Annotated in this window: 20 protein-coding genes; 12 read left to right on the forward strand and 8 right to left on the reverse strand. The window is 40.9% G+C overall.

Features of this window, described 5'->3' with window-relative positions:
• Positions 1-5 precede the first annotated feature (5 nt).
• From TOL2_RS22695 to tatA, 3 genes are all read right to left on the reverse strand, one after another.
• A complete protein-coding gene (locus TOL2_RS22695) occupies positions 6-344 on the reverse strand; it encodes a P-II family nitrogen regulator (protein WP_014959616.1) in 339 nt (112 codons plus the stop codon).
• Positions 331-2,964: a [protein-PII] uridylyltransferase gene (gene glnD, locus TOL2_RS22700; protein ID WP_014959617.1), complete on the reverse strand. Its 2,634-nt coding sequence runs from the start codon at positions 2,962-2,964 to the stop codon at positions 331-333. Before glnD ends, TOL2_RS22695 begins: the two co-directional genes overlap by 14 nt.
• A 473-nt stretch (positions 2,965-3,437) precedes the next feature.
• A complete protein-coding gene (tatA, locus tag TOL2_RS22705; RefSeq protein WP_014959618.1) occupies positions 3,438-3,629 on the reverse strand; it encodes a twin-arginine translocase TatA/TatE family subunit in 192 nt (63 codons plus the stop codon).
• Positions 3,630-3,864: 235 nt separating this feature from the next.
• Between tatA and TOL2_RS22710 the strand changes: the two genes are divergently transcribed.
• Positions 3,865-4,716 (forward strand): AAA family ATPase, encoded by an 852-nt coding sequence (locus TOL2_RS22710; RefSeq protein WP_014959619.1) that lies wholly within the window; start codon positions 3,865-3,867, stop codon positions 4,714-4,716.
• 13 nt (positions 4,717-4,729) lie between these two features.
• Complete coding sequence (locus tag TOL2_RS22715; RefSeq protein ID WP_014959620.1) at positions 4,730-5,923, forward strand: vWA domain-containing protein; 1,194 nt, start codon at positions 4,730-4,732, stop codon at positions 5,921-5,923.
• Between the two features lie 84 nt (positions 5,924-6,007).
• Here TOL2_RS22715 and TOL2_RS22720 read toward each other — a convergent pair whose 3' ends face one another.
• Positions 6,008-6,793: a TatD family hydrolase gene (locus TOL2_RS22720; protein ID WP_014959621.1), complete on the reverse strand. Its 786-nt coding sequence runs from the start codon at positions 6,791-6,793 to the stop codon at positions 6,008-6,010.
• Between the two features lie 281 nt (positions 6,794-7,074).
• On the opposite strand from TOL2_RS22720, the gene TOL2_RS22725 reads away from it, so the two are divergent.
• From TOL2_RS22725 to TOL2_RS23950, 5 genes are read left to right on the forward strand one after another with little or no spacing between them, the layout of a single operon-like run.
• A complete protein-coding gene (locus TOL2_RS22725; RefSeq protein WP_014959622.1) occupies positions 7,075-7,770 on the forward strand; it encodes a cell division ATP-binding protein FtsE in 696 nt (231 codons plus the stop codon).
• A gap of 17 nt (positions 7,771-7,787) precedes the next feature.
• Positions 7,788-8,663 (forward strand): permease-like cell division protein FtsX, encoded by an 876-nt coding sequence (gene ftsX / locus TOL2_RS22730; RefSeq protein ID WP_014959623.1) that lies wholly within the window; start codon positions 7,788-7,790, stop codon positions 8,661-8,663.
• Positions 8,630-10,060, forward strand: coding sequence for a peptidoglycan DD-metalloendopeptidase family protein (locus TOL2_RS22735; protein WP_083863852.1), 1,431 nt, complete (start codon positions 8,630-8,632; stop codon positions 10,058-10,060). The genes ftsX and TOL2_RS22735 overlap by 34 nt, the downstream gene beginning before the upstream one ends.
• Positions 10,061-10,062: 2 nt before the next feature.
• A complete protein-coding gene (locus tag TOL2_RS22740; protein ID WP_014959625.1) occupies positions 10,063-11,433 on the forward strand; it encodes a S41 family peptidase in 1,371 nt (456 codons plus the stop codon).
• Positions 11,423-12,496, forward strand: coding sequence for a divergent polysaccharide deacetylase family protein (locus TOL2_RS23950; RefSeq protein WP_014959626.1), 1,074 nt, complete (start codon positions 11,423-11,425; stop codon positions 12,494-12,496). Before TOL2_RS22740 ends, TOL2_RS23950 begins: the two co-directional genes overlap by 11 nt.
• Positions 12,497-12,551: 55 nt before the next feature.
• On the opposite strand, the gene TOL2_RS22750 is transcribed toward TOL2_RS23950, so the two are convergent.
• Positions 12,552-13,457: an NUDIX hydrolase gene (locus TOL2_RS22750; RefSeq protein WP_014959627.1), complete on the reverse strand. Its 906-nt coding sequence runs from the start codon at positions 13,455-13,457 to the stop codon at positions 12,552-12,554.
• Positions 13,458-13,693: 236 nt separating this feature from the next.
• On the opposite strand from TOL2_RS22750, the gene TOL2_RS22755 reads away from it, so the two are divergent.
• The gene (locus TOL2_RS22755) at positions 13,694-15,892 is read left to right on the forward strand and encodes an acetate--CoA ligase family protein (RefSeq protein ID WP_014959628.1); all 2,199 of its coding nucleotides are present in this window, start codon (positions 13,694-13,696) and stop codon (positions 15,890-15,892) included.
• A gap of 186 nt (positions 15,893-16,078) precedes the next feature.
• Entirely contained in the window at positions 16,079-17,314 is a 1,236-nt protein-coding gene (locus TOL2_RS22760; RefSeq protein ID WP_014959629.1) for a DEAD/DEAH box helicase, read from the forward strand.
• 16 nt (positions 17,315-17,330) lie between these two features.
• Here the strand turns inward: TOL2_RS22760 and TOL2_RS22765 are convergent, their stop codons facing one another.
• Positions 17,331-18,449: a substrate-binding domain-containing protein gene (locus TOL2_RS22765; protein ID WP_014959630.1), complete on the reverse strand. Its 1,119-nt coding sequence runs from the start codon at positions 18,447-18,449 to the stop codon at positions 17,331-17,333.
• A 374-nt stretch (positions 18,450-18,823) separates the two neighbouring features.
• On the opposite strand from TOL2_RS22765, the gene modA reads away from it, so the two are divergent.
• Genes modA through modC form a run of 3 tightly spaced genes read left to right on the forward strand, consistent with a single transcriptional unit; the run spans position 18,824 to position 21,040 of the window.
• The gene (gene modA, locus TOL2_RS22775) at positions 18,824-19,618 is read left to right on the forward strand and encodes a molybdate ABC transporter substrate-binding protein (protein WP_014959631.1); all 795 of its coding nucleotides are present in this window, start codon (positions 18,824-18,826) and stop codon (positions 19,616-19,618) included.
• Positions 19,618-20,319 (forward strand): molybdate ABC transporter permease subunit, encoded by a 702-nt coding sequence (gene modB / locus TOL2_RS22780; protein ID WP_014959632.1) that lies wholly within the window; start codon positions 19,618-19,620, stop codon positions 20,317-20,319. The genes modA and modB overlap by 1 nt, the downstream gene beginning before the upstream one ends.
• A 7-nt stretch (positions 20,320-20,326) precedes the next feature.
• Positions 20,327-21,040: a molybdenum ABC transporter ATP-binding protein gene (gene modC / locus TOL2_RS22785; protein ID WP_014959633.1), complete on the forward strand. Its 714-nt coding sequence runs from the start codon at positions 20,327-20,329 to the stop codon at positions 21,038-21,040.
• A 54-nt stretch (positions 21,041-21,094) separates the two neighbouring features.
• Here the strand turns inward: modC and TOL2_RS22790 are convergent, their stop codons facing one another.
• Complete coding sequence (locus TOL2_RS22790; protein WP_014959634.1) at positions 21,095-22,090, reverse strand: radical SAM protein; 996 nt, start codon at positions 22,088-22,090, stop codon at positions 21,095-21,097.
• A 5-nt stretch (positions 22,091-22,095) separates the two neighbouring features.
• Positions 22,096-23,511 carry an amidophosphoribosyltransferase gene (purF, locus tag TOL2_RS22795; RefSeq protein WP_014959635.1) on the reverse strand — a complete coding sequence of 472 codons (1,416 nt, stop codon included), beginning with the start codon at positions 23,509-23,511 and terminating at the stop codon, positions 22,096-22,098.
• Between the last annotated feature and the right edge of the window lies 1 nt (position 23,512).

Genomic DNA, 23,512 nt, shown 5'->3' on the forward strand with positions numbered 1-23,512 from the left:
TTATGTTAAAGTGCTTCTGTACCAGTTTCACCGGTTCTGACCCGGACCACCTGTTCAACCGGCAGGATAAAAATTTTTCCGTCACCTATTTTTCCGGTATTGGCCGCATTCCTTACAGTTTCAACAGCTTCATCCAGCCTTTCATCGCTGACAACAATTTCAATTTTTATTTTGGGTACAAAGTCAACAACATATTCTGCACCCCTGTATATCTCCTTGTGCCCCTTTTGCCGGCCATAGCCGTTAACTTCCGTAACCGTCATCCCATAGATCCCGATTTCACTCAATGCTTCCTTTACATCGTCAAGTTTAAACGGTTTTATGATGGCTTCAATTTTTTTCATTACTAACCTCCTTTGCAGCTATTTGTGGAAGACTTTTTAAAATAGCGTTTTTAATCTGCTCAAGTCCTTGTTTTGTTTCAATCTTTGCATCATTTTCAATGCTTTTAACATAAAAAACATCCACTACCTGATCCACCTTTGTGGATACCATGGCAACATTGACATTAACATTACTTCTATACAATGCATTTGTAATGGAAAATAAAAGTCCTGGAAAATCATAGGTAAAAACCTCAATGATAGTAAAAAAACTGGATGTTTCATTGTCGATCCGTACGGTGTTGGGTTCTGGGTCTTGACCGGATGAAACCCTGATTATCCGGGGTATTTTTTTAAATTCGTTATCCAGGAAATGATCGTCTTCAATGGCTTTGATCAAATCGTTTTCCGCTTTTTCCCATTTTTCTTTTTCAAAAATCCTGTCTTTGGGCGGGATAACTTTGAAAATATCCAGTACATGCTCTTCCCCAAGAGAATACGCCTGGGATGCTACGATATCAAGCTTATTAACAAAGAAAACCCCTGCGATTTTTGAATACAGCCCGGGTTTGTCCTTTCCGCAAATGGATACTGTACGAATATCCGATCCATTCTCTTTGGCTATTTGCCAGATAAAACTTTTATCACCAAGATGCCTGTAAAGATTTATGTGGTCAACAATATTTTGAACAGGAACATATACCAGGTATCTTCTGGACATGGAGTCAAGCTGTTTGTTTATTTCGTCCTCTTGCCATCGTTTTTTTAATTGCTGCAGAATATCTTTTTTCTTTTTATCAATGAGGTGCCGGGCTTTCCTGGATGCCAGCTCTCCTTTTTTAAGAATACCCATTGTTTTTAAAAACAAATCTTTTAAAAGATTTTCAGTCCAGTCGTTCCATGCTTTGGGTCCGGTTGCTTTGGAATCTGCCACAGTCAGCAGGTAAAGCATTCTTAATAATCTGATTTTTCCAATTTTGTTTGCCATGTAAACTGCTGTTTCTTCATCAGAGATATCTCTTCGGGTTGCAGTTTTTGCAAGAATCAGATGATTTTCAATCAGAAAAACAGCATCCTGAATTTCAGTTGAATTAAATTTAAATCGTTCCAGAATCGGCTTTGCTATGCTTGCTCCTGTTTTTGAGTGTTCTTTTGCAGGATTTGATTTGCCGATATCATGAAGCAGGGCTGCAAAAAGCAGAACATTTTTGTTCCTGACTTCCTTAAATATTGAATAATACAGTGTATATGCAGTTGGTTCGGCACGTTCTTTAAAGCTGTTGATAATCTGGACACATCGAATAGAATGTTTGTCCACTGGAAACAGATGGTAATGGTTATATTGAATCTTGTTCACAATAGCTGAAAATTCCGGGATAAAATTCTCCAGGATGCCTGTTGCCAGCATGACATTAAGGACATTGAATTCCCAGTAGGACATGGACAGGATTTGTTTGAATATTTTAATACAGGCAGGATTTGTTTTGAGTTCATCATCCACAAGATGTAAGAATTCACTGACAATCCTCCTGGCTTCAATGGATAAGGGAATTTTCCTTTTGCCGCTTTCAAGGAATATTTTAAGCAGAAGATCCGGTTTTTGCAGGATAACAATGGTGTTGGCAAAATTGAGTCTTCGTTTTTTAATAATCAAACCATGGGTTTTTGTGGGATAAGGCTCAGTGGTTCCTTTTTTGATGCGGCGATTGGCAAAAAGATCTTCAAAAGTAATCTGGTTGATCTGTTTTAAAAAATCCATCCGGTTATGAAGATCACCTAAAAATCTTTCAACATCAGGATTTTGTTTTTTTGAGCGATATCCTAACAGACCTGCTAGTTCAGTCTGGTAATCAAAATGAAGTGTGTCGCATTTTCTTTTTGTGATGTAGTGCAGAAAATTTCTGATTTTCCAAACATCGGTCAAAGCCTCTTTGAGTGATAAATATTCAAAATAGGATAAAAATCCATAATATTCCAAGTCTCTTCTGGTTTTGATATCGGATTTTATTTTTGCGTACCATAAAAGAGTATGATAATCCCGAAGTCCTCCAAATCCGGATTTTAAATTCGGCGCGATCAGGTAGGTTGAGTCGCCAAAATCAAAATGTCTTTTTTCTCCATGTTCGAACAAATAATTTAATGTGTTTTTCAGGTGCTTGGCCGCTAAATCCGACCTGAATTTTTCCATAAAGGAAGTATAAATCAAGGATGCGCCGCAAATAAATCTGGCATCCAGAATAGTGGTTAAAATATCAAACCGCTCAAAGGCCATCTGGAGACATTCGCTGATATTTCGAATGGCATATCCGACCTCAAAACGGGCATCCCACAGCGGGTAAAGCAGTTCCTGCACAAATGCTTCAACTTCCGGGGGAATCGTATCTTTAAACAGGATCAAAAGATCTATGTCCGAATGGATGCACTGCTCTTTTCTGCCATAGCCTCCCAGAGCGATTATGGCAAAGGGGGTTCCCGAAATCGTCATTTTCCTTGCCGCAATGCTTTGTTCAAATACCGTAAAAATGTATTCATCTATGACAACTGCATGCTTTTCAATAAATTCAGGTTCATCCCCACTGAGAAAGCGCTCTATCAGTGCTTCTCGTTTTTTGATTAATATGTCTGTTTTTGATGTATCCATATCTTTTTTATGTGAAAGTCTTCAAAAATTCAAACAGTGACTTTCAATCTTTGTTGTGGCAGACCAATCTGCCATGGCCGTTATTAAAAATGTTTTTGGTTTAACATATAGCAATGAATTAGCAATGAACGTGCCAAGGCATGTATGGCCTGGCTTTCTCTAATAAATGCCAGAAATATGAGCAGAAAATTATTAGAACACAAGTTTTTATCACAAAAATGTTATAAAACCCATTAATTAAGTTTCATTTTTGTAATTTATTTAAATAGTGCTATGACACGCAAATAATATGGCTGCCATAACTCCCGTGGCAATTTAAACAACCACAACAAAATATGAAAAGGAACTGTTCAGATTTTTTTAAGACTTTCATACAAAAGTATAAAGAAAATATAGATCTATGAAAAGGCGTGATGCAGCCACTATTTTATCGAAAGGCAGCTGCAGTGAAGGATATGAAATATGTTGTTTTATCAGTCTTTTTCAATTTTTTCCGGTTCGTCTTCTTCTTTGTCCTCAATCTTGGGCTCCCGGGTTGCTTTTTTGAAGTTTTTAATTCCCTTGCCCAAACCGGCACCGATTTCAGGAAGCTTTCCAGCCCCGAATATAATGAGGATAATCACAAGAATAATTATTAATTCCGGCATCCCAATCCCACCAATCATAGCACACTCCTATTCACTTCATTGTGTTGTTAAGTTTAATAAAAAGTATTAACATTAAGCGCTTAACGTGTCAATATTTTAGAATTTCCACCTCAAATCGAGGAGTTACAATTTTGTAATATATTTTTTGTAATAAACATTTTTTAATAAAAAGCTTGTGAAAAGCTATTTTGTGATTAAAATTAACCTCTAAACTTAAATTGTGAAAACTAAAAATTATATATGGAGACGTTGTATGTATCAGGAACCGACCAATGAATTTCAGGGTGCAAAAAAATATGTCCTGGATCAGGAACTTGCCTCAATCGTTAATATATCAATGAAGCTTGAAATGCCGCTGCTTCTCAAAGGAGAGCCTGGAACCGGCAAAACCATGCTGGCCCATGCCATTACCGAAAGCCTAAACATGCCATTAATCGTTTTGAATGTAAAATCCAGCATGAAGCTGGTAGAAGCATTGTATCAATATGATACGCTCACCCGGTTAAATGATTCCAGGTTTGGTGATTCACAAAGAAATGTGAGCGACATTGATGAGTATATCAAGATGGGAAAAATCGGCCAGGCATTTTGTGCCGAAGAAAAAACCGTTCTGTTGATTGATGAAATTGATAAAGCAGATACGGATTTCCAGGATGATATGCTGGATGTTCTGGACCAGATGCAATTTGATATCATTGAAACCGATAAAACCATAAAAGCCAAAAACAGGCCGGTTATCATTATTACCTCCAATGCAAAAAAAGATCTTTCCGATCCTTTTTTAGGCAGGTGCAATTTTCATCACATTGCTTTTCCCGATCCCAAAATGATGAGAAAAATCATAGAGGTTCATTTCGAGAATATTGATTCAAAACTGGCGCAAAATGCAATTGATGCGTTTTACAGTATGCGGGAGATTGATTCTATTGAGAAAAAACCGGCCACAAGAGAATTAATCAACTGGATGAGGGCTTTGAATGCAGATCCTGATTTCAGGGCAAAAGATCTTGTTAAAGGCAAGCTTCCGTTTCTGGGCGTCCTGTTTAAAAAGAGTCCTGACTATGAAAGAGCAAGGAATATAGCGTCACGAAGACGAATGTTTTAATTTAAGGTGCTGTATGTTTGTAAAATTTTTCTATACCTTAAAAGAGATCGGGATACCCGTTTCTCCCACCTCTTTTCTCACACTTCAAAAAGCTCTTAACCAGGGGATTATCAGCAGCCTGGATGATTTTTATACCTGTGCTAGATCCATCCTTGTTAAAAGTGAGAAATATTTTGATCTGTATGATCAGGTGTTTGCTCACCATTTTGAAGGGGTTCCTCTGCCTGAAAACGACGGGTTTGAAATTGATGAAATTGCCAGGGGCATGCTGGATGAATGGCTCAAAGACCCTAAAAGAATGGCAGATGCTTTGGGTGTTGATGAAGAACAACTCAAAAAAATGTCGCCTGAAGAATTGATTGAATATTTCAAAGAACGGCTCAAAGATCAGGAAGGCGAACACCACGGCGGCTATAAATGGATCGGCACCGGCGGATATTCTCCGGTAGGTCATTCCGGGTACAATCCCGGTGGCATGAGGGTCGGCGGACGATCCGGCAACAAATCTGCTGTAAAAGTTGCCAATGAGCGGCGGTATAAAGATTATTCAACTGCCGGTCCTTTGACCCAGGCAAAAATCGGTGAAGCCTTGAAACGGCTGAGAAACATGATCCCGTCCGGACCCAGGGACACCCTTAATATTGATGACACCATCAAGGAAACCATGAGAAATGCCGGTGAAATCGAAATGGTGTTTGACAGAGCGTTAAAGGACAGGCTCAAGGTAATACTGCTTATTGATAACGGGGGCTGGTCCATGGATCCCTATATAAGGGTGGTGCAAACCCTGTTTGATTACGCCAGATCCCAGTTCAAGGAAGTTAAGACCTATTTTTTCCATAACACCATTTATGATCATGTCTGGGAAGACACGGCCCGGTATAAGAAGCCCAAGAAAATCATTGAGTTTTCACGGCTGGATACTGAAACACGGCTGGTCATTGTCGGCGATGCCAGCATGTCTCCATATGAACTTTTGTCCCATGACGGCTCCATCCATATCTCTGAAAGAAGCGGCAAACCAAGTATTGAGCAGCTCAATTTTATGGCCAAAACATTTCCCCATGCTGTCTGGCTGAACCCGGTTTCAGAAAATATGTGGGGATACACACACACCATTATGGCCATCTCGAAAATTTTTTCCATGTATGAATTATCCCTGGATGGCCTTGAAAAAGCAGTGACAAAACTCATGAGCAGAAATTAATGAGTCTATATCATGATATGTATCAAAAGAATAAGCACGGGTTCAGATAGAATTTTCCTATTGAAACCCGTTGCTTAATCATGGTCATAAATCAACATTATAAAGCGTTCTGGTGTTGTTAAAGATGGTTTGTGCAAGTGCTTTTGGATCAGACTTTCGAATTTCTGCAAGCTTCAGCAGAACTGATTTTACAAATACCGGCTCATTTCGGCGATTCTTATTTTTTTGAGGTGCAGGTGTAAGATACGGGGCATCGGTTTCAATCAAGATACGGTCTTCAGGAATAAGCGGTGCAAGAGTTCTTAAATATTCCCCCCTTTTTTGCAGGGTCAATATCCCGGTAATTCCAATATAGTATCCCAGGTCAAGATATTTAAAAAGCTCTTCTTTTGTGCCGGAAAAACAGTGTATGACACCTTTACGGCTTTTCGGACCGTCGGATTTTAAAATATCATAAAATCTTCCCTTGGAATCGCGCTCATGGAAAATCAAGGGCAGGTCAAGGTTGTCGGCAGCTTCAAGCTGGGTTTTAAAACAGTCTTCCTGATCTTTCTCCGGTGAAAACATCCGGTTATAATCAAGACCGATCTCCCCCCAGGCCTTTACACAGGAATTTTCCATAGCAAGCCGGATTAAGGCATTCATGGTATCTGCTGAACATTGTTTTGCATCATGGGGATGAATGCCTACAGATGTGATGATATGGTCATTTTCACGGGCTATTTCAATTGCCTTCAGCGAGGTTTCGATATCAATGCCGACAATCATTATTCCCTGGATATTTTCAGCTTCCGCCCTATCAATAACATCTTGTCTGTCTTTATCATAGCAATTGTCATCAATATGACAATGGGAATCAAATAATATCATTTTTGTTTTTTTACCTTATTTCAATGGGTTCCGGTAGCATTGTTAACAACGCAACTTCAGGACTTGGGCCTGGCCTCATTCAAACATTCAAATTTTGCAAACTTCGAAAGTTTAGTTAACAATATTAAGCCTTCACTGATTGGAAGAAGCCGTTTTACGGTAACAGTGAAGGCTTAAATGTCAGGAAAACTGTTTTCAGCACTCCTTGACACATACAATTTATAACAGTAAATTCAATTTCAGTCAATTAAGGGCGATGCAGGGAACGTGAATGCAAAGATATGAACAACAATGATACTAAAAATTTAATTATACGGCTGTTTAATGTCAGCAAAAAATTTGGAGGAGTGCTTGCCTTAAAGGACATTACTCTTGATATAAAAAAAGGTGAATTTGTTTTTATTTCAGGCCCTTCAGGCGCAGGCAAATCCACTCTCCTGAAAATATTGTGCCTGGCTGAAAAGGCATCAGAAGGGCAGATTCTGATTGACGGCATGAATCTTTCCAGAATCTCTTCATCAAAACTTCCTTTTTTCCGGCGGCGGTTTGGCATGGTATTCCAGGATTTTAAATTGATCCCCAACCGAACGGTTTATGAAAATGTAGCTCTTGTTTTAGAAGCTGCCGGTGAAAAATCTTCTTACATCAAAAAAAAAGTTATGCAGGTGTTGAGAACCACCGGCATGGAAAAAAAGTTTAAAGCCTTTCCGCCGACACTTTCAGGGGGGGAGCAGCAGAGAGTTGCAGTTGCCAGGGCAGTTGTCGGAGAACCATCCATCATTCTTGCCGATGAACCTACGGGCAGTCTGGATTCAAAATCAGCCCAGATAATATTTGATTTTTTAATGGAATACCATAAAAAAGGGAGTACTGTATTGATTGTCAGCCACAATTTAAATCTTCTTGACAGTACTATTAAAGGCAGAAATATTGAAATCAGTGAAGGCACGATAAAACGGACCGCAACCATGCTCTAGGACAAAGAAAAAAAACGATGACTCATTTTTTAAAAAAAGCGGTTGCAGATATTCGATCAAATAATTTCCTGAACCTGATTACGATTATGACGATTTCCCTTTCAATTCTGGTGGTAAGCGTTTTTTTACTTTTTTTTGAGAATATCGACCGGGTTATTGAATCCTGGAACCAGGGTGGACGAGCCATGATTTACCTGAAAAAAGAGTTCCGCCCGGACATGCTGCCCGAGTTAACAGCAAAGATCAATGCCCTGGGTGAAATTGATGAGATAGTCTATATTTCAAAGACCCAGGCCCTTGATAAGCTTAAAAAAGAGATCGCATCCAAAAGCGCTTTTTTAAAGACCTTGAAAAATAATCCTCTTCCGGATGCCCTTGAAATAAGAATGAAACCCTATAAGCGGTTTGAAAAAATTCAAACTTTTGCTCAAAACATAAAAGCCATTAACATTGTTGAAGATGTTGAATACGGCCGGAACTGGCTTGGTAAATTTTTAAAAATTTTTAATCTGTTCAAAATTACAGGGTATGCCATGTGCAGCCTCTTTTTTTTGATTGCCTTGTTTATAACTGCAAATACCGTTCGGCTGGCGTTTTACTCTCGTAAATTAGAAATCGAAATCATGCGCCTTGTGGGGGCTACGGAAACCTTCATAAAAACGCCTTTTTATGTGGAAAGTCTTGTCCAGGGATTTTTAGGCGGTATTTTTGGACTGGCAGCCCTTTTGATTATTTACCTGACGGCTTCATCGGGAATTATGCAAAGCCTTGCAGCCTATGTTTATTTTGATATAAGGTTCCTGTCCGTTAAACTCATCATCTTAATTATTGCCGGAAGTACATTTTTAGGTTGGTTTGGATGTTATCTGTCCTTAAAACAAATATTAAAATAATTTTTTTTATCGGGTATTTTGTCTTGGTCGTATCAAATGCCGGATTTACTGATCAAAACAGGGTACTGTATAAAGGCCATGTGAATACATTCAAATTGAATATCCGGGAAACCCCTTCAAATAATTCCAGGGTTGTTAATGTTGCTGAAAAAGGTGAGACAATTGATGTGATTCAACTGCAAGGAGATATCGGAGGATGGCTGACCATAGTTTATAAAGGGAGTAAAGGCTATATCCGCAATCGCCCCCAGGATATTCAGCTGATACCGATACCGAAGCAACAACCGTTTGAGCAACCGGAGAAACAAAACAAAAAATTGAAAAAAATAAAGAATAAGGAAAACCAGAAGATCCAGGAAAAAATTCAAAATCAGGAAAAAATAGTTGAAACTTTTTCCCAAAAAGAGATTGAAATTATAGAAGGATTAAATGAAATTGATTATGCATTGAACAAAGCCCGGGCAAAAGCCCTGGCTTTGTCCACGGAAATTATGCACCTGGAAGAGAGAATATTGCAGCTCAAGCATGACAGGGAGGTCTTGTCCAAAGATATTGAAATAAACCGTGAATATGCCGGAGAAAGGTTAAAAGCGCTTTATAAAATGAAGATGATCGGCAGGCTGAATATTGCTGGAATGCCAAGCCCCATATTTGATTTTTTTCTGGAGCAGCATTCAATGAAGCTGATAATTTCAGCGGATTATGATCTCCTTGAAAAACAGAATCTGGCCCTTGAAAAGCTTGAAATACTTGAACAAGAGTTTCAAAAAGAGATCAGGACAAAAACCGGCCTTGAAACAGAACTCAACGATCAAATACGGATGAATAAAACCGAAACCCTGAAAAAGGAAATGATTTTAAAACAGATTCGTCAAAAAAAAAAATTATCCCTTGCTGCGGTTGATGCTTTAAAACAGGCAGCGCTTCAATTGGATAACCGGATCAACTGTTTGCAAAAAAGTTCTGTCCTGACTCCGGGGGACGGTTCATTTTTAAACTATAAAGGGAGGTTAATCATTCCGGCAAGAGGTGAGATTGTTTCAATCTTTGGTACTTCCGGGGCTGAAAATTACAAGTCCTTCACTTTTCAAAAAGGAATTGATATAAAGGTGGAAAGGGGCGAACCTGTAAAATCCGTGTTCAAGGGAAAAGTCATGTTTGCCCAATGGCTCAGCGGCTATGGAAATTTACTGATTATCAATCATGGTGATAATTATTACACCCTGTATGCCCATGTTGAAGAAATTTTTAAAAAAAAAGGTGAAACCGTTGAAACCGGTGAAGTGATTGCCACGGCAGGTGATACAGGATCAATAAAAGGGATGTGTCTGCATTTTGAACTAAGGCACCACGGCAAACCCGTAAATCCTATGGAGTGGTTAAGAAAAGGAGCGTGAAGATGAAAACCAGATCTTACAATATATTCAAGTTCGGATTTTCCGTGGCAATTGCCGCTTGTGTACTGATATCCATTGCAGGCTTTAATCCCAGCTTGCAGGCTGATGACAATACCTATAAGTCATTAAAGTTGTTTACGGATGTGCTTGAAGAGCTGGAGAAAAATTATGTGGATGATGTAAATTCTGAAGAATTAATTCACAATGCAATTAAAGGCATGGTAGAAAATCTTGATCCGCATTCAAGCTTTATGCCTCCCGAGGCATTTGATGAACTTCAGGATGATACAAAGGGAGAATTTTCCGGAATTGGTATCGTGATCACCATGAAAGACTCAATCTTAACCGTGGTCTCCCCCATTGAAGGAACACCGGCATATAAAGCAGGTATCCAGGCCGGTGACATCATTATCAAGATTGATGACAAGTCAACAAAAGGCATGGCCCTGTGGGAGGCCGTTAATATGATGCGCGGTCCCAGACATAAAACCGTTATGATCACTGTTATCAGGCAAGATGAACCTAAATCCATTGAATTCTCACTTAAAAGGGACTTGATCCCCATGGAAAGTGTCAGAAGTGTGATACTGGAACCGGGATATGGATACCTTCGGATTACCAATTTCAGAATGAGTACTCTGGACGATATAAAAAATCATATGGAGGAACTGGAGTCTAAAGATAGTGGATTAAAGGGACTTATCATGGATTTAAGAGATAATCCGGGAGGACTTTTGGATCAGGCGGTTCAAGTAAGCGATTTGTTTCTTTCCCAGGGAAATATTGTTTCCATTAAAGGACGGCAGGAAAGCAATACACAGGTTTTTAAGGCATACCCAAGCGATGAAGACCGTGATTATCCTATTGTCGTTCTGATTAACGGCGGATCGGCTTCTGCTTCGGAAATTGTTGCAGGTGCGCTTCAAGACCACTCTAGGGCATTGATTTTAGGGACAACCTCCTTTGGAAAAGGCTCGGTTCAAACGGTTCGGCCGCTAAAAGAAGGGTTTGGCATCAAATATACCATTGCCAGATATTATACTCCCAATGGAAGATCCATACAGGCCAAAGGAATTGAGCCTGATATCGAAGTGGAATATGAAATTCTTGAAAAAAAAGAAAAAAAATCGTCTACATTTGACAGAATGATAAAAGAGAAAGATTTAAAAAACAGCTTAAAACCTGAGAAAATAAAAAAAACGGAACAAACCAAAAAGTCGAAAAAGACAAATCAACCGGAACAAACCAAAAAACAAAACGAAAAAGATCAAAGACTTCTTGATAAGGATCAGCTTCAGCATGATGCGCAAATTAAAAGAGCCCTTGATATTTTGATAAGCTATGGAGTCTTTAGTAAATTAAATGGCAGCTAAAAAAAAGGTTAGCGTACAAAAAAAAGTTACAGCCAAGAAAAAAGTCGCATCAAAGAAACAAAAAAACCATCGAAAAAACAAAAAATTTGTTATCCGTAATGAATTTAAAAAGATTTGTGTGGGGATTGCTGTTCTTGTTTCAGTGTGCCTGACCATAGCAATGATAGCCGATATTGTTTTTCAACCCGGACGTGTTGAGAAACAAACGAAAAACGTTACACCACAGTCAGACAAACCCCAAAAAAAACCCGTTCAGAAAAATACCTCTGAGGTAAAAAACAAAAAAATACTGACAGGTCTGAAAAACAAATCAGACAAGCCGATAAAATACGAAATATTTGAAGATATTGATGAAAAAATCATAGAAAAGCCAAGAGTACAGGCAAAGAATCAGATACCCAAAATAGCTATTATTATTGATGATATAGGGTATGATAGAAAAATAGCATTGGCCTTGTTTGATTTGGATTCAAATATTACCTTTTCAGTATTACCCTTTGCACCATTTGGGAAATATATTTCTGAAACACTGAATGCAAAAGGGGCGCAATTAATGCTTCATCTGCCCATGGAACCGGTTGAATATCCCCATATTAATCCAGGACCGGGTGCTATTTTATCCGGCATGCCGCCTGACATCCTTTTGGATCAACTGAGAAAAAACATTAAGGATGTTCCCTATATTGTAGGGGCAAACAACCATATGGGATCAAAGTTGACCTCCCATTCCGACCAGATGAACCAGATCTTCACTATTTTGAAAAAAGAAAATTTATTTTTTATCGATTCTCGCACGTCACCAATATCCCAGTGCAAGGCATCGGCACGGCTTTTTAAGCTCAAGTTTGCACAAAGAGATGTTTTTCTGGATAACTTTCAGAATACCACATATATCACAGGACAATTTAATGAACTTATAGATCTGGCGAAAAAACATGGATCGGCAGTTGGTATCGGTCACCCTTATAAAGCCACTTTGCAGGCTCTTTCAATTGAACTGCCAAAGCTGAAAAACAAGGTAAAAATTGTTCGTGCCGGTTCTTTGACAACTGTTCCAGGATAATGTTGCCGCCAAATGGGTTCATGGGCTGATATTTTGATCAAGCACTTTTTTCCTGCTATATGCCAACCGGTTTCCAGATCCCTTTATCACACCAGATTCTTGAAAACCATGATCCCGGGAGAAGCACTTTGCTTGAAAAATCAGAGGTGTCTATTTTACAATCAGTATGACATTCAGTATCCCAGGGTTCCAGAATAACAGGGCCGTTTGAAGACTGCACAAGACGGGGTGAAACAGGCTCACCCCAGGAACGGGTTTGAATCTCCTGTTTGAGATCATAAAGATTCTTGAATTTTAACAACTGGGTCAATGTTACGACTGTTGGCGGACTCAATGGAATTTGAGCTTCAAGATTTTGTTCAAGTGCTATTTTAGGCGTAACCCAGATGCCGTGTTTGGTTTCCATATTATCAGGTATGCAGATTTGGTTTTCAGGCATAAAGGCAATGAAAAACCGGGTATCAAATCTTTTTTTCATTAATTCTGGTGTAATCCAGTGAGACCATTTTCCAAGACTTGAAAAGGACAAGGTCCAGTTTTCGTCCATTATTTTTGTTCGGAACCAGGATTTTGGAAGCCCTTTTTTTAATCTAAACTTACAGATATCTTCAATATCTTTTTGAGTCTTATTATTGACGGATGCAATAAAAACACCGGCTTCTTCAAGGGTTTCCCTGATGGCGGCGACACTGAATCCAAGAGCATCTTCATTTGAAAACAAATGCCCTCCAAGTTGTTTTTCAATTTGATCGGGAACCATATCTATGTGAGGGGACCAGGAATCAAAACCATTGTCTTCCGGGTCTACCACTCCGCCGGGGAAAACATATAATCCACCCATAAATCCTGATTTTGTACTTCTTCTTAAAAGATAAACCTCAAGCTCTTGATTGTTTTCTCTTACAAGAATTACAGTGGATGCTTTTCTTAACGGTGGCGGTGCAGTTTTTTTATCAGTCATTTTATTTCCTGTTTACAGTTATTTTTTAAACCGAACAGAGTATATCGACCCATATTATCAAGTGTCAATGGTTAAGCGCGATATTTTTCAATCCCGGCCTTGACATCCGCACAAAAAGTGATATCAGGAACCATTGAGCATGTCTGTCCCGAGAAAAATATTTTGGTAAAACAGTTGATATGGATTCGGTATCAACCGGTATTTTCAATATTGTATTCAGTGGAGCAAAATGACAAATGAAACAAACAGATATTCAAGAACTGATTGATGCAAAATTAAAATCTCTTGCCAACTGCATAGCAGAAGATGAGGCAAAAAAAATATTTACCGTATTTGATATCCCGGTTGTGAAAGAACAGCGGGAAACAGATCTGCCACGGATACTGGATGCTTGCAAAAAAACAGGGTTTCCAGTGGTGTTAAAAGGCATTGGAAAAACTATTCTGCACAAAACAGAATCAGGCCTTGTGCGCGTCGGACTGAACACGGAAGAACAAGTTATTGATGCGGTCAAAGAGATGAAAGACTCTGCCCAAGAGACTATAGATGCCTTCTTGATCCAGCCTGTGATATCCGGCAAAAGAGAATTTGTAGCAGGCATGTTCAAAGATCCCCAGTTTGGACCGGTCATTGTGTTTGGCCTGGGCGGGATATATACCGAGGCATTAAAGGATATTGTCTTTAAAATTGCGCCGTTAAATGATGCAGATATGGAAGACATGTTTGAACAAATATCTTCAAAAAAACTTTTAAATGCTTTCAGGGGTGAAAAAGCCGTTAACAAACAGACTCTTAAAAAAATCCTCAAGGGATTATCAGATATGTCCATAGCCTACCCGAATATCAAAGAGATGGATATCAATCCTCTGATCATACAGCCGGACGGGTCTCCTGTTGCCGTGGACGGATTGATTGTGCTGGAAGAGATCAGAAAGAAAAAACACAAGGTCTGTGACATTGATTTAAATGTATTGGGGTCCTGTTTTTATCCAAAGTCCATAGTTTTTATCGGGGCATCAGCCACTCCGGGAAAATGGGGACATATGCTGCTGACCAACACTTTGTCCCGAGACTATAAAGGAGAGGTTTATTTTGTGAATCCCAAGGGCGGAAAAATAATCGGTCGGCATGTGTATAAATCAGTGATGGAAATTGAAGCGGATATTGAGCTGGCTGTTGTGACCATCCCGGCAAATAAAGTGATAGACCTGATACCGGATTTGAAAAAGAAACATGTCAAAGGAATCTTGTTAATTACTTCAGGGTTCAGGGAAGTAGGAGCCGCCGGGATAATCTTGGAAGAACAACTGGTGAGAGCGGCCCATGATGCAGGAATATTGATTCTTGGACCCAACACCATGGGGATATGCAATCCCCATATGGATTTTTATTGTTGTGCCGCCCATGCTTACCCTCTGCCGGGTTCCACCGCTCTTGTCTGCCAGTCGGGAAACATGGGTATCCAGCTTTTGGCCTTTGCCGAGCAGCAGGATATCGGAATCCGTGCATTTTCAGGGTCGGGCAATGAGGCCATGGCCACTATCGAAGATTATATGGAGGCCTTTGAAATTGACGATCTGACAAGAACAGTTGTGCTTTATATTGAGAGTGTAAAGGACGGTTCACGGTTTTTTAAAAGCGCGGCAAGGGTATCCCGGCAAAAGCCTGTGGTCGTACTCAAGGGCGGCAAAACAAAAACAGGTGAAAAAGCAGCATCCAGCCACACCGGGGCCATGGCGTCAGACATAAAAGTTTTTGACGCGGCATGCAGACAGTCAGGAATTATCCAGGTGAATCAACCAATTGAACTTCTGGATTTGTCTGCCGTATTTTCATCTTTGCCTCTGCCCCGTGGAAACCGGGTGGCCATAATGACCCTTGGAGGCGGCTGGGGCGTTATCACGGCAGATTTGTGTGCGGAACAAGGGCTTGAGGTTCCGGAATTATCACAGGATATCATTAAACGGCTCAACAAGATTCTGCCATCCTTCTGGAGCCACGCAAATCCTGTTGATATTGTGGGAGAAAGTGATCCTGATATTCCCAGAACCTGTATGGAAGAAATGCTCAAATGGGACGGGTGTGATGCGCTCATTCACCTGGGTATTCATGGAAAACGGGTGCATGCCAACAATATGATTGACTCGGTGTGCAAAGCAGATCCTGACTTTGATAAAGCCCTGGCACAATCAATTAAAAATGACTTACTGCAGGTTGAAGATGCCTATACAAAGCATGTAATTAAATTAACGCAAAAATATGGAAAACCAATTCTGGGGGTGAGTCTTTTGACAGATGAAATCAGCAGAACCCTTTACCGGCTTGACGGATATGAGTATAAAAGTGTGTTTTTCCCTTCTCCTGAAAGAGCGGTAAAGGCACTTTGGGGAATGTGCAGGTATAATGACTGGCGATGTGCCAACTTACAGCCCTGACGCATGCTTTTTTTTAAATGATCAGGCCTGTCTTTCCGGAAAATCTTAAAAAATTTTTCCTGAAATTGAAAACTTACAGAACAATGACACTCTGATGAGCATGTTAACATATTTGACACCTGCGGTTGTTTTTTTTTAAAATACCCTGTATTTTAAGCATTTAACCTCAAGCGCAGAAAAGAATCCATGAAATTTGAAACATACCATATATCCTCAGCCATAAAGAGAAATTTGTCCGATCTCGGATTTAAACGTCCCACAGATATCCAGTACAAAGCCATTCCTTCCATCATGAAAGGAGAAGATGTACTGGCAATTGCCCAGACCGGCACGGGGAAAACAGCGGCATTTGCCATTCCCATAATTGACAACATCCACAGGGCAAAAAGCTCCAGGCGATCCTGGGGAATCAAATGCATTATCATGGTGCCCACAAGGGAACTGGCCGCCCAGATCGGCAATGTATTTGATGAACTTTCAAAACACACCAAGGTAAAAGCATATGCTGTTTACGGCGGGGTTGAGCAGGACCCCCAGATCAAAAAGCTTGGCAATGGAATAGACGTGCTTGTGGCAACGCCAGGACGCATGTTTGACTTGATCAGCCAGGGGGCGATCAGTCTGAAACATGTGGATACACTTGTCCTTGATGAAGCCGACCAGATGCTGGACCTTGGATTTATAAAGGATATCAGCGCAGTCAAAAAAAAGCTTATTCAGCGGCACCAGACCCTGTTTTTTTCCGCCACCATTAATAAAGAGATAAAAAAACTTGCCTTTTCCCAGGTAAAATCGTCTGCCATCCGAATTCAAATTTCCCCGGATGATCCGGTCTCTAAAAATGTATCCCATTTTGTTATATTTGTTGAAATGGATGATAAACGGTTTTTCTTGCGAAGATTTGTTCATGACAATCCAAAAACTAAAATCATTGTTTTTGTCAGAACCAGAGTCAGGGCCGAAAGGGTGGCCAAAGCCCTTGAAAGGGACAATATAACATCTGCAACCCTTCACGGAGAAAAAGACCAGAAAGACAGAACCAGTGTAATGAACCTGTTCAAGCAGGGCGGCATAAACATCCTGATCGCCACGGATGTCAGTGCCAGGGGCATTGATATCCCCGATGTTAAGTATGTCATCAACTATGACCTTCCTGAAAAAAGTGAAAATTATGTCCACAGGGTGGGAAGAACCGGCAGAGGCGTTAAAAAAGGCATTGCCATCTCCTTTTGCAGCACGGAAGAAAAAGAACGCCTGGATGCCATTCAGCAGTTTTTAAGCAAACCAATAGAAACCATTTCCATGGGCAAAAAAGATTATGCCGAAACACTCAAAGTCTCCAGAGAAAGACAAAGCATCAAGGAGTTGATCGCGGAACAAGAAGAGTGGGAAAAAAACAAGAAAAAACGAAAGAAAAAATAAAAAAAATCTTGTGATCTTAAAATTTGGCAATAATTTTTCCGGTACACGAAGCATCATAACCTGGAAGACAGCTTAATTCGTTTCGAAAACTGCTCTTTTGCATTGTATCAAGGGCTGTTTTAACACCTGTGTGGATTAAAAAATCATGGGGTATGACAAGATCACATCTGACCCGGGTGATGGGAACAAAGTCAAGATCAAAGGCGGTGGCAACAGCACGCAGACCAAGCGCAACATCACAAATTCCATGTATTATTTTCAGGGCACCCTGGGAATGAGTGTTAACAATATCATTATAATCATGAATTGCGGAAAATGGGATATTTGACTTTAAAAGACAATCATCCAGAAGAGTTCTGAGTGCGGCGCCCTTTTCCCTGTTTACAAAACAGATCCCATCTTGGGCAAGGTCACTTGGTTTTCTGATGTCAAAAGGATTGCCCCTGGCAACCATCAACCCTTCTTCAAAAAAAGCAAAGGCCACAAGAAGACCTTTAAAATTTTTCAATCCTTTACGGATAAACTCCTGATTGCCGTCAATGGAACCTGTGTCATGCATGTGAATTCCTGCAATATGCGTATACCCGTCAGCCAATTGACAAATGGATTTTTTACTTGATGCAAAGCGGCAATGAAGAGCTGCATCAGTACGGTTTTTATGAACGTGGTGTCCAAGGATTGAAAAAGCAGGGTCACACCCCAGAAGCAGGGCTGTGTTTTCCAGCTGTTCATTGGATTTTAAAATCATCACCCTGTTGTTGCCGGGCGCCAGAAGGCCGTCGGCTGCCTTCATTTCCTCCATAATGGAATTTTTACCGGAAAGAGAATAAGCATAAAGCTTGTCGCGTATCTTTGCAATACTGACCCGGGGGTCGGTTATGGTCTGCTCATCAACCAGAGCAACGGGTTGATGCTCCTGGAGTTTTTCATAAAAAATATCTTCCACACTGGTATCCAGAACCCTTGCAAGCCTAAGTGCCACAGATGTGTTGGGCAAATATCGGCCCGCTTCCATATCATATATGGCCTGTCTTTTCAGTCCCACAAGATCTGCCAGTTGTGTCTGTGTAAAATTTTTTTTATTTCGAATTTCTTTTAACCTGCAGATAATATCCGGGGATTTGACTGATTTCATGTTTTTATCCTGAATTTTTTGATTCCTGATTTTTTTTTGATTCCTTAGCTTTTATGTTTAATTGCTTACTGTTATGGCTGATAAAATTGATTTTTTTTCAGGCTGTTATCCTGTTCTTCCCAAACCAGACTCAATATACCACAATATATATATTAAAAAAATAAAAATGAAATGTAGCTTTCAATTATATCTTGACGTGTGCAGACATGATTACTATAAAGAAGCTTTTAACAACCGCCATGGGCAGACTTGATTTTTCGTTCAGGTTCACCCACAGCAAAGATTGAAAGTTTCTGTGTGAATTTTTCAAGACTTTCACATAAAACATTAGAACGTTTTTTTTTAATTTCATAACATTGAAGGATGGTATAAAAATGATTTTTTCAAAAACGGCCAACAAAAATTTTCCCGCTATTTTTCTTTTGATAATGATTATCAGCCTTGGATTTTTTCATCCGGCAACTGCCAAAGAATCAAACAAAATTCTGGTTTTTGCAGCAGCATCAACCACCAATGCCGTTGATGAAATAGGGCAGTTGTTTTCCCAAAAAGAATACGGCAGGTTTGTACCGTCATTTGCATCTTCCTCAACCCTTGCAAAGCAAATCGCTTCAGGCGCTCCGGCAAATATTTATATATCTGCAAATCCCAAATGGATGACATTTCTTGATGATAAACACCTGATTGAAAAGGGAACACGCCGGGATCTGCTTGGCAACAGGATTGTTTTGATTGCACCTGCGGCAAGCAACATAAAAATTGATATTCATCCTGGTTTTGATCTTTTGCCGATAATAGGCACAGAAAAATTAGCCATGGGTGACCCGGATCATGTTCCTGCCGGCATTTATGGCAAACAGGCTCTAATGAATCTTGGAGTGTGGGATAAAATTGCCCCGAAAGTTGTGAGAGCAAAGGATGTTCGCACGGCCCTTGTGTTTGTTGAACGTCAGGAGGTCCCCCTGGGAATAGTCTATGCCACTGATGCTGCAATAACAGACAAGGTTAAAGTCGCGGGGATTTTTCCTGAAAACTCCCATCCGCCTGTGACTTACCAGGCCGCAATTGTAAAGGGCAATGATACCAAAACCGCCCGGGCATTTTACAACTTTATGGAATCTTCTGAAGCAAAAGCAATTTTTAATAAATATGGATTTTTTGTCAAATAATGTCCTTTTTAAAACTTACACCCTTTGAAATAGAGGCTTTGCTGCTGAGTCTCAAGGTCTCTTTCTGGGCTGTGTTTATTTCTTTTGGTCCCGGTATCGCTGCTGCATGGCTGCTTGCCAAAAAAAAATTTCCAGGAAAAGCCCTGTTTGACAGTTTGATTCATATTCCCCTTGTTCTTCCCCCTGTGGTAACCGGATATTTTCTCCTTGTCTGCATGGGCCGCAAAGGAGTTCTGGGTGAGGCACTCTTTAACCTTACGGGGATCAGCTTTGCCTTTAACTGGAAAGGAGCTGCCCTTGCATCTGCTGTGATGGCCTTTCCCTTGTTTGTCCGGGCGGTGAGACTCTCAATGGAAGGCATTGATGCCGGCCTTGAAGATGCAGCCCAAACACTTGGCGCAGGCAAAATAAAAATTTTTTTCACCATCACCCTTCCATTGATCGTTCCGGGAATTTTAACCGGCATGATCCTGGCCTTTGCAAGAAGTTTAAGTGAATTTGGTGCAACCATCACCTTTGTATCAAACATACCAGGTGAGACCCGCACCCTGCCACTGGCTTTGTATACCATGACCCAGATGCCGGATGGAGACTCAGGTGCCATGAGACTGTGTATCATTTCCATTGTAACGGCATTTTTTGCCCTCATGGCATCAGATTATCTGTCACAGAAACTATCCAAAATAGTTAAAGGAGATTAGTCAAACCATGATTGACATCAATCTTGCAAAACAATACAAAGAGTTTGAAATCAAGGTCAGGTATTCATGCCCGGATATCGGTATTACAGCACTCTTAGGACGATCAGGCTCCGGCAAGACTTCGGTTATCAATATGATAGCCGGGTTAACCAGGCCTGACAACGGGCACATTATTATAAATGACCGATGTGTCTACGATTCCGGCAAAAAAATTCATATTGCACCTGAAAAAAGACGGTTCGGGTATGTTTTCCAGGAAGGAAGACTTTTTCCGCATTTGTCCGTGATGTCCAACCTGACCTATGGGATGAAATTAGTGCCTGTGGATGAGCGATATATAGAGATTGACCAGGTGGTTGACCTGTTAGACCTTTCAAGCCTTCTCAACCGCAGGCCCGCAAAATTGTCCGGAGGTGAAAAGCAGCGGGTGGCAATGGGCAGAGCCCTTCTGACAAGCCCTTATCTCCTGCTCATGGATGAACCTTTAGCCTCGCTTGATGAAGCAAGAAAAAACGAAGTGCTTCCTTTTATCAAAAGACTTTCAACCAATTTGTCCATACCGGTTCTGTATGTAACCCACAGCATGGATGAAATCTTAATGATTGCCAAAAAAATTCTTGTGTTAAGCCATGGCAGCCTCAAGGCAGCCGGAAAAACCAGGGATATTTTAAGTATGGATTATTTCCAGGAAATAACAGGGGCAATGGCCTTGAAAAATTAACGATACAATTTATTTGATTGTGTCGCTTGATTGTATCGTTAATTTTATCTGCCGTTAAATGGAAATTTCCTCTTTGAGCATGCAGCAGGCAATCTTATGTTCAGGATCACCTGATTCATTATATGCAAGGTTCTGGGGCTGGATCATTTTGTTCATGACACAGCCTTCGGGAATGGTAAGATCAAACAGGTCTTTTTCATTGATTTTTGGTGTGGCAACCAGTTTGTTATGTTTGATTTCATAAGAATGCAAAGGAAAATCTTCACAGACAGGGCATTGGTATACCCTGCCATTGGGAAAAACAAAATAATTATCCGCCACATGACCGGCGCATTGAAAAGTTTCATCCTCATCAAGAAACACCTTTGGATAGGTCACAATAATACCCTGGGCCGCGATTGTTTCCGCCACCCCGGGAATAATGTTCAGCCAGGTTTCTTTTGAGACCTGAAGCTTTCCATCCGTTTTTGAGGATTTGCCCCTGATGCCGATCACCTGGATAAAAAAGCGGTCAATGTCCAGTCCCCTGACAATATCCGGCATAAGCTCAAGTTCATGAATATTTTGATCCGACACCGTGTAGATCATTGAGCAGGAAAAATTTCTGGCCCGTGCTTTTTGAATACCCTCCATAACCGTATCATAGGTTCCCTCTCCCCGGATGGCATCATTGGTATGCCTTGTGGCACCATCCAGAGAAAACGACAGAAAATCAATATCGTCGCAGCAAATTTTATCCAGGATATCATGGAACAGGTATCCGTTGGTATCAATGGTAATGGATTTAAATCCAAGGCCTTTTGCCGATTTGACAGCCAGATGAAGATCCGGGTGAAGAGTAGGTTCACCCCCTAAGAAAATAACATTGGTCTGGGCGGCTTTTTTTGAAAAAAGTGCGAGCCAGTCCCTGATGGTATCAATATCAAGGGTGTTGGCCCCGTGCTGTTCCCTGTTGATATAACAATGGGTACAAGACAGGTTGCACCTGGTCAGGATATGAAAGAAAAGGTTGGAAGAATCTTTTGAAAATGCCACGGTTTGTTTTTGCATATTATCTACCCCATACACTGCTTGGTAAAATTCGGATCAAAGGCAACCGGGTAGTTTCCGTCAAAACAGGCTTTGCAAAAATTTTGCTCCGGGTTTTTCACCCCGGATGCTTCCAGCATGCCCTCAATGGAAAGGTAGTGCAGAGAATCAAGACCCAGGTAGTCCCGAAGTTCTTCCACGGATTTTTGGGCGGCAATCAATTCTCCTTTGGAAGAAAAATCAATGCCGTAATAACAGGGAAATTTATGAGGAGGACAGGAGATGCGCATATGAACCTTTTTTACCCCAAGCTCCCGCAGTGCTTTAACCCGGGTCTTTGCAGTGGTGCCGCGAATAATGGAATCTTCAATAATAATAATATCCTTGCCTTTGATCAATTCCCTGACCGGGTTGAGTTTCACCCGGACGGCAAAATCCCGCATGGACTGGGTGGGCTGTATAAAACTTCGCCCAACATAATGGTTGCGAATCATGCCCATTTCAAAGGGAATGCCCGATTCTTTTGCATACCCGATGGCCGCGTAATTGCCCGAATCCGGGAACGGCATGACAAGATCGGCCTCCACAGGTGCTTCCTGGGCCAGCCGCCTTCCATGGGCTTTTCTCATCTCATAGACATTTTTTCCGTCAATAGTGGAGTCGGGTCTGGCAAAATAAATATATTCAAAGATGCACAAAGATTTATGCTCGGCAGCCTTGGGATGTCTGATGCTTCTGATACCGTCTTCATTAATGATGACGATTTCTCCGGGATCAAGCTCCCGGATGAATTCGGCCTGGATCAAATCAAAGGCACAGGTCTCTGAGGCCAACACATAATGGCCGTTGAGTTTTCCAAGGGCCAGGGGCCTGAATCCGTTGGGGTCTTTTATGCCGATGATTTCACCCTTGCAGGTTAAAAGGACCATGGAATAGGCCCCTTCAATTTTTGAAACCGCCTTTAAAATCGCACTCTCATAATCCCCTTTGATAAGGTTCTTGATAAACAGGTGCAAAAAAACCTCAGAATCCATGGTGGTCTGAAAGATGGAGCCCTGCTCTTCCAGCTCTTCTTTAAGAATATGGGCATTCACCAGGTTCCCGTTATGTGCCACGGCATAGGATCTGTGCCTGTGGTTTGCCACAAAGGGCTGGGCATTGGTCAATACTGAATCCCCTGTGGTGGAATACCGGACATGGCCTATGGCAGAGCCGCCTTCAATTCTTTCCAGATCCTCCATGTTGAATATTTCAGGCACAAGGCCCATGCCTTTATGAGAAAAAATCGCATCATCAACCCCCCGGTTAACTGAGATGCCTGCACTCTCCTGCCCCCTGTGCTGGAGGGCATACAAGCCGAAATAGGTTATTTTGGCCGCTTCGGGATGTTTATACAACCCGAATACCCCACATTCATCTTTGGGTCTTTCTTGTTTTATCATT

Origin of the sequence: Desulfobacula toluolica Tol2, assembly GCF_000307105.1 — a bacterium.
Taxonomy (GTDB): Bacteria; Desulfobacterota; Desulfobacteria; order Desulfobacterales; family Desulfobacteraceae; genus Desulfobacula; species Desulfobacula toluolica.

Bases quoted from the DNA above. Each gene is read 5' to 3' on its own strand.
- modC (WP_014959633.1), top strand. From the start codon at position 20,327: ATGATTGACATCAATCTTGCAAAACAATACAAAGAGTTTGAAATCAAG.
- TOL2_RS23950 (WP_014959626.1), top strand. From the start codon at position 11,423: ATGGCAGCTAAAAAAAAGGTTAGCGTACAAAAAAAAGTTACAGCCAAG.
- TOL2_RS22765 (WP_014959630.1), bottom strand. From the start codon at position 18,449: ATGAAATCAGTCAAATCCCCGGATATTATCTGCAGGTTAAAAGAAATT.
- TOL2_RS22695 (WP_014959616.1), bottom strand. From the start codon at position 344: ATGAAAAAAATTGAAGCCATCATAAAACCGTTTAAACTTGACGATGTA.
- TOL2_RS22710 (WP_014959619.1), top strand. From the start codon at position 3,865: ATGTATCAGGAACCGACCAATGAATTTCAGGGTGCAAAAAAATATGTC.
- TOL2_RS22750 (WP_014959627.1), bottom strand. From the start codon at position 13,457: ATGACTGATAAAAAAACTGCACCGCCACCGTTAAGAAAAGCATCCACT.
- glnD (WP_014959617.1), bottom strand. From the start codon at position 2,964: ATGGATACATCAAAAACAGACATATTAATCAAAAAACGAGAAGCACTG.
- modB (WP_014959632.1), top strand. From the start codon at position 19,618: ATGTCCTTTTTAAAACTTACACCCTTTGAAATAGAGGCTTTGCTGCTG.
- TOL2_RS22735 (WP_083863852.1), top strand. From the start codon at position 8,630: ATGTTATCTGTCCTTAAAACAAATATTAAAATAATTTTTTTTATCGGG.
- TOL2_RS22790 (WP_014959634.1), bottom strand. From the start codon at position 22,090: ATGCAAAAACAAACCGTGGCATTTTCAAAAGATTCTTCCAACCTTTTC.
- modA (WP_014959631.1), top strand. From the start codon at position 18,824: ATGATTTTTTCAAAAACGGCCAACAAAAATTTTCCCGCTATTTTTCTT.
- ftsX (WP_014959623.1), top strand. From the start codon at position 7,788: ATGACTCATTTTTTAAAAAAAGCGGTTGCAGATATTCGATCAAATAAT.
- TOL2_RS22725 (WP_014959622.1), top strand. From the start codon at position 7,075: ATGAACAACAATGATACTAAAAATTTAATTATACGGCTGTTTAATGTC.
- TOL2_RS22755 (WP_014959628.1), top strand. From the start codon at position 13,694: ATGAAACAAACAGATATTCAAGAACTGATTGATGCAAAATTAAAATCT.
- TOL2_RS22740 (WP_014959625.1), top strand. From the start codon at position 10,063: ATGAAAACCAGATCTTACAATATATTCAAGTTCGGATTTTCCGTGGCA.
- TOL2_RS22720 (WP_014959621.1), bottom strand. From the start codon at position 6,793: ATGATATTATTTGATTCCCATTGTCATATTGATGACAATTGCTATGAT.
- TOL2_RS22760 (WP_014959629.1), top strand. From the start codon at position 16,079: ATGAAATTTGAAACATACCATATATCCTCAGCCATAAAGAGAAATTTG.
- TOL2_RS22715 (WP_014959620.1), top strand. From the start codon at position 4,730: ATGTTTGTAAAATTTTTCTATACCTTAAAAGAGATCGGGATACCCGTT.
- tatA (WP_014959618.1), bottom strand. From the start codon at position 3,629: ATGATTGGTGGGATTGGGATGCCGGAATTAATAATTATTCTTGTGATT.
- purF (WP_014959635.1), bottom strand. From the start codon at position 23,511: ATGATAAAACAAGAAAGACCCAAAGATGAATGTGGGGTATTCGGGTTG.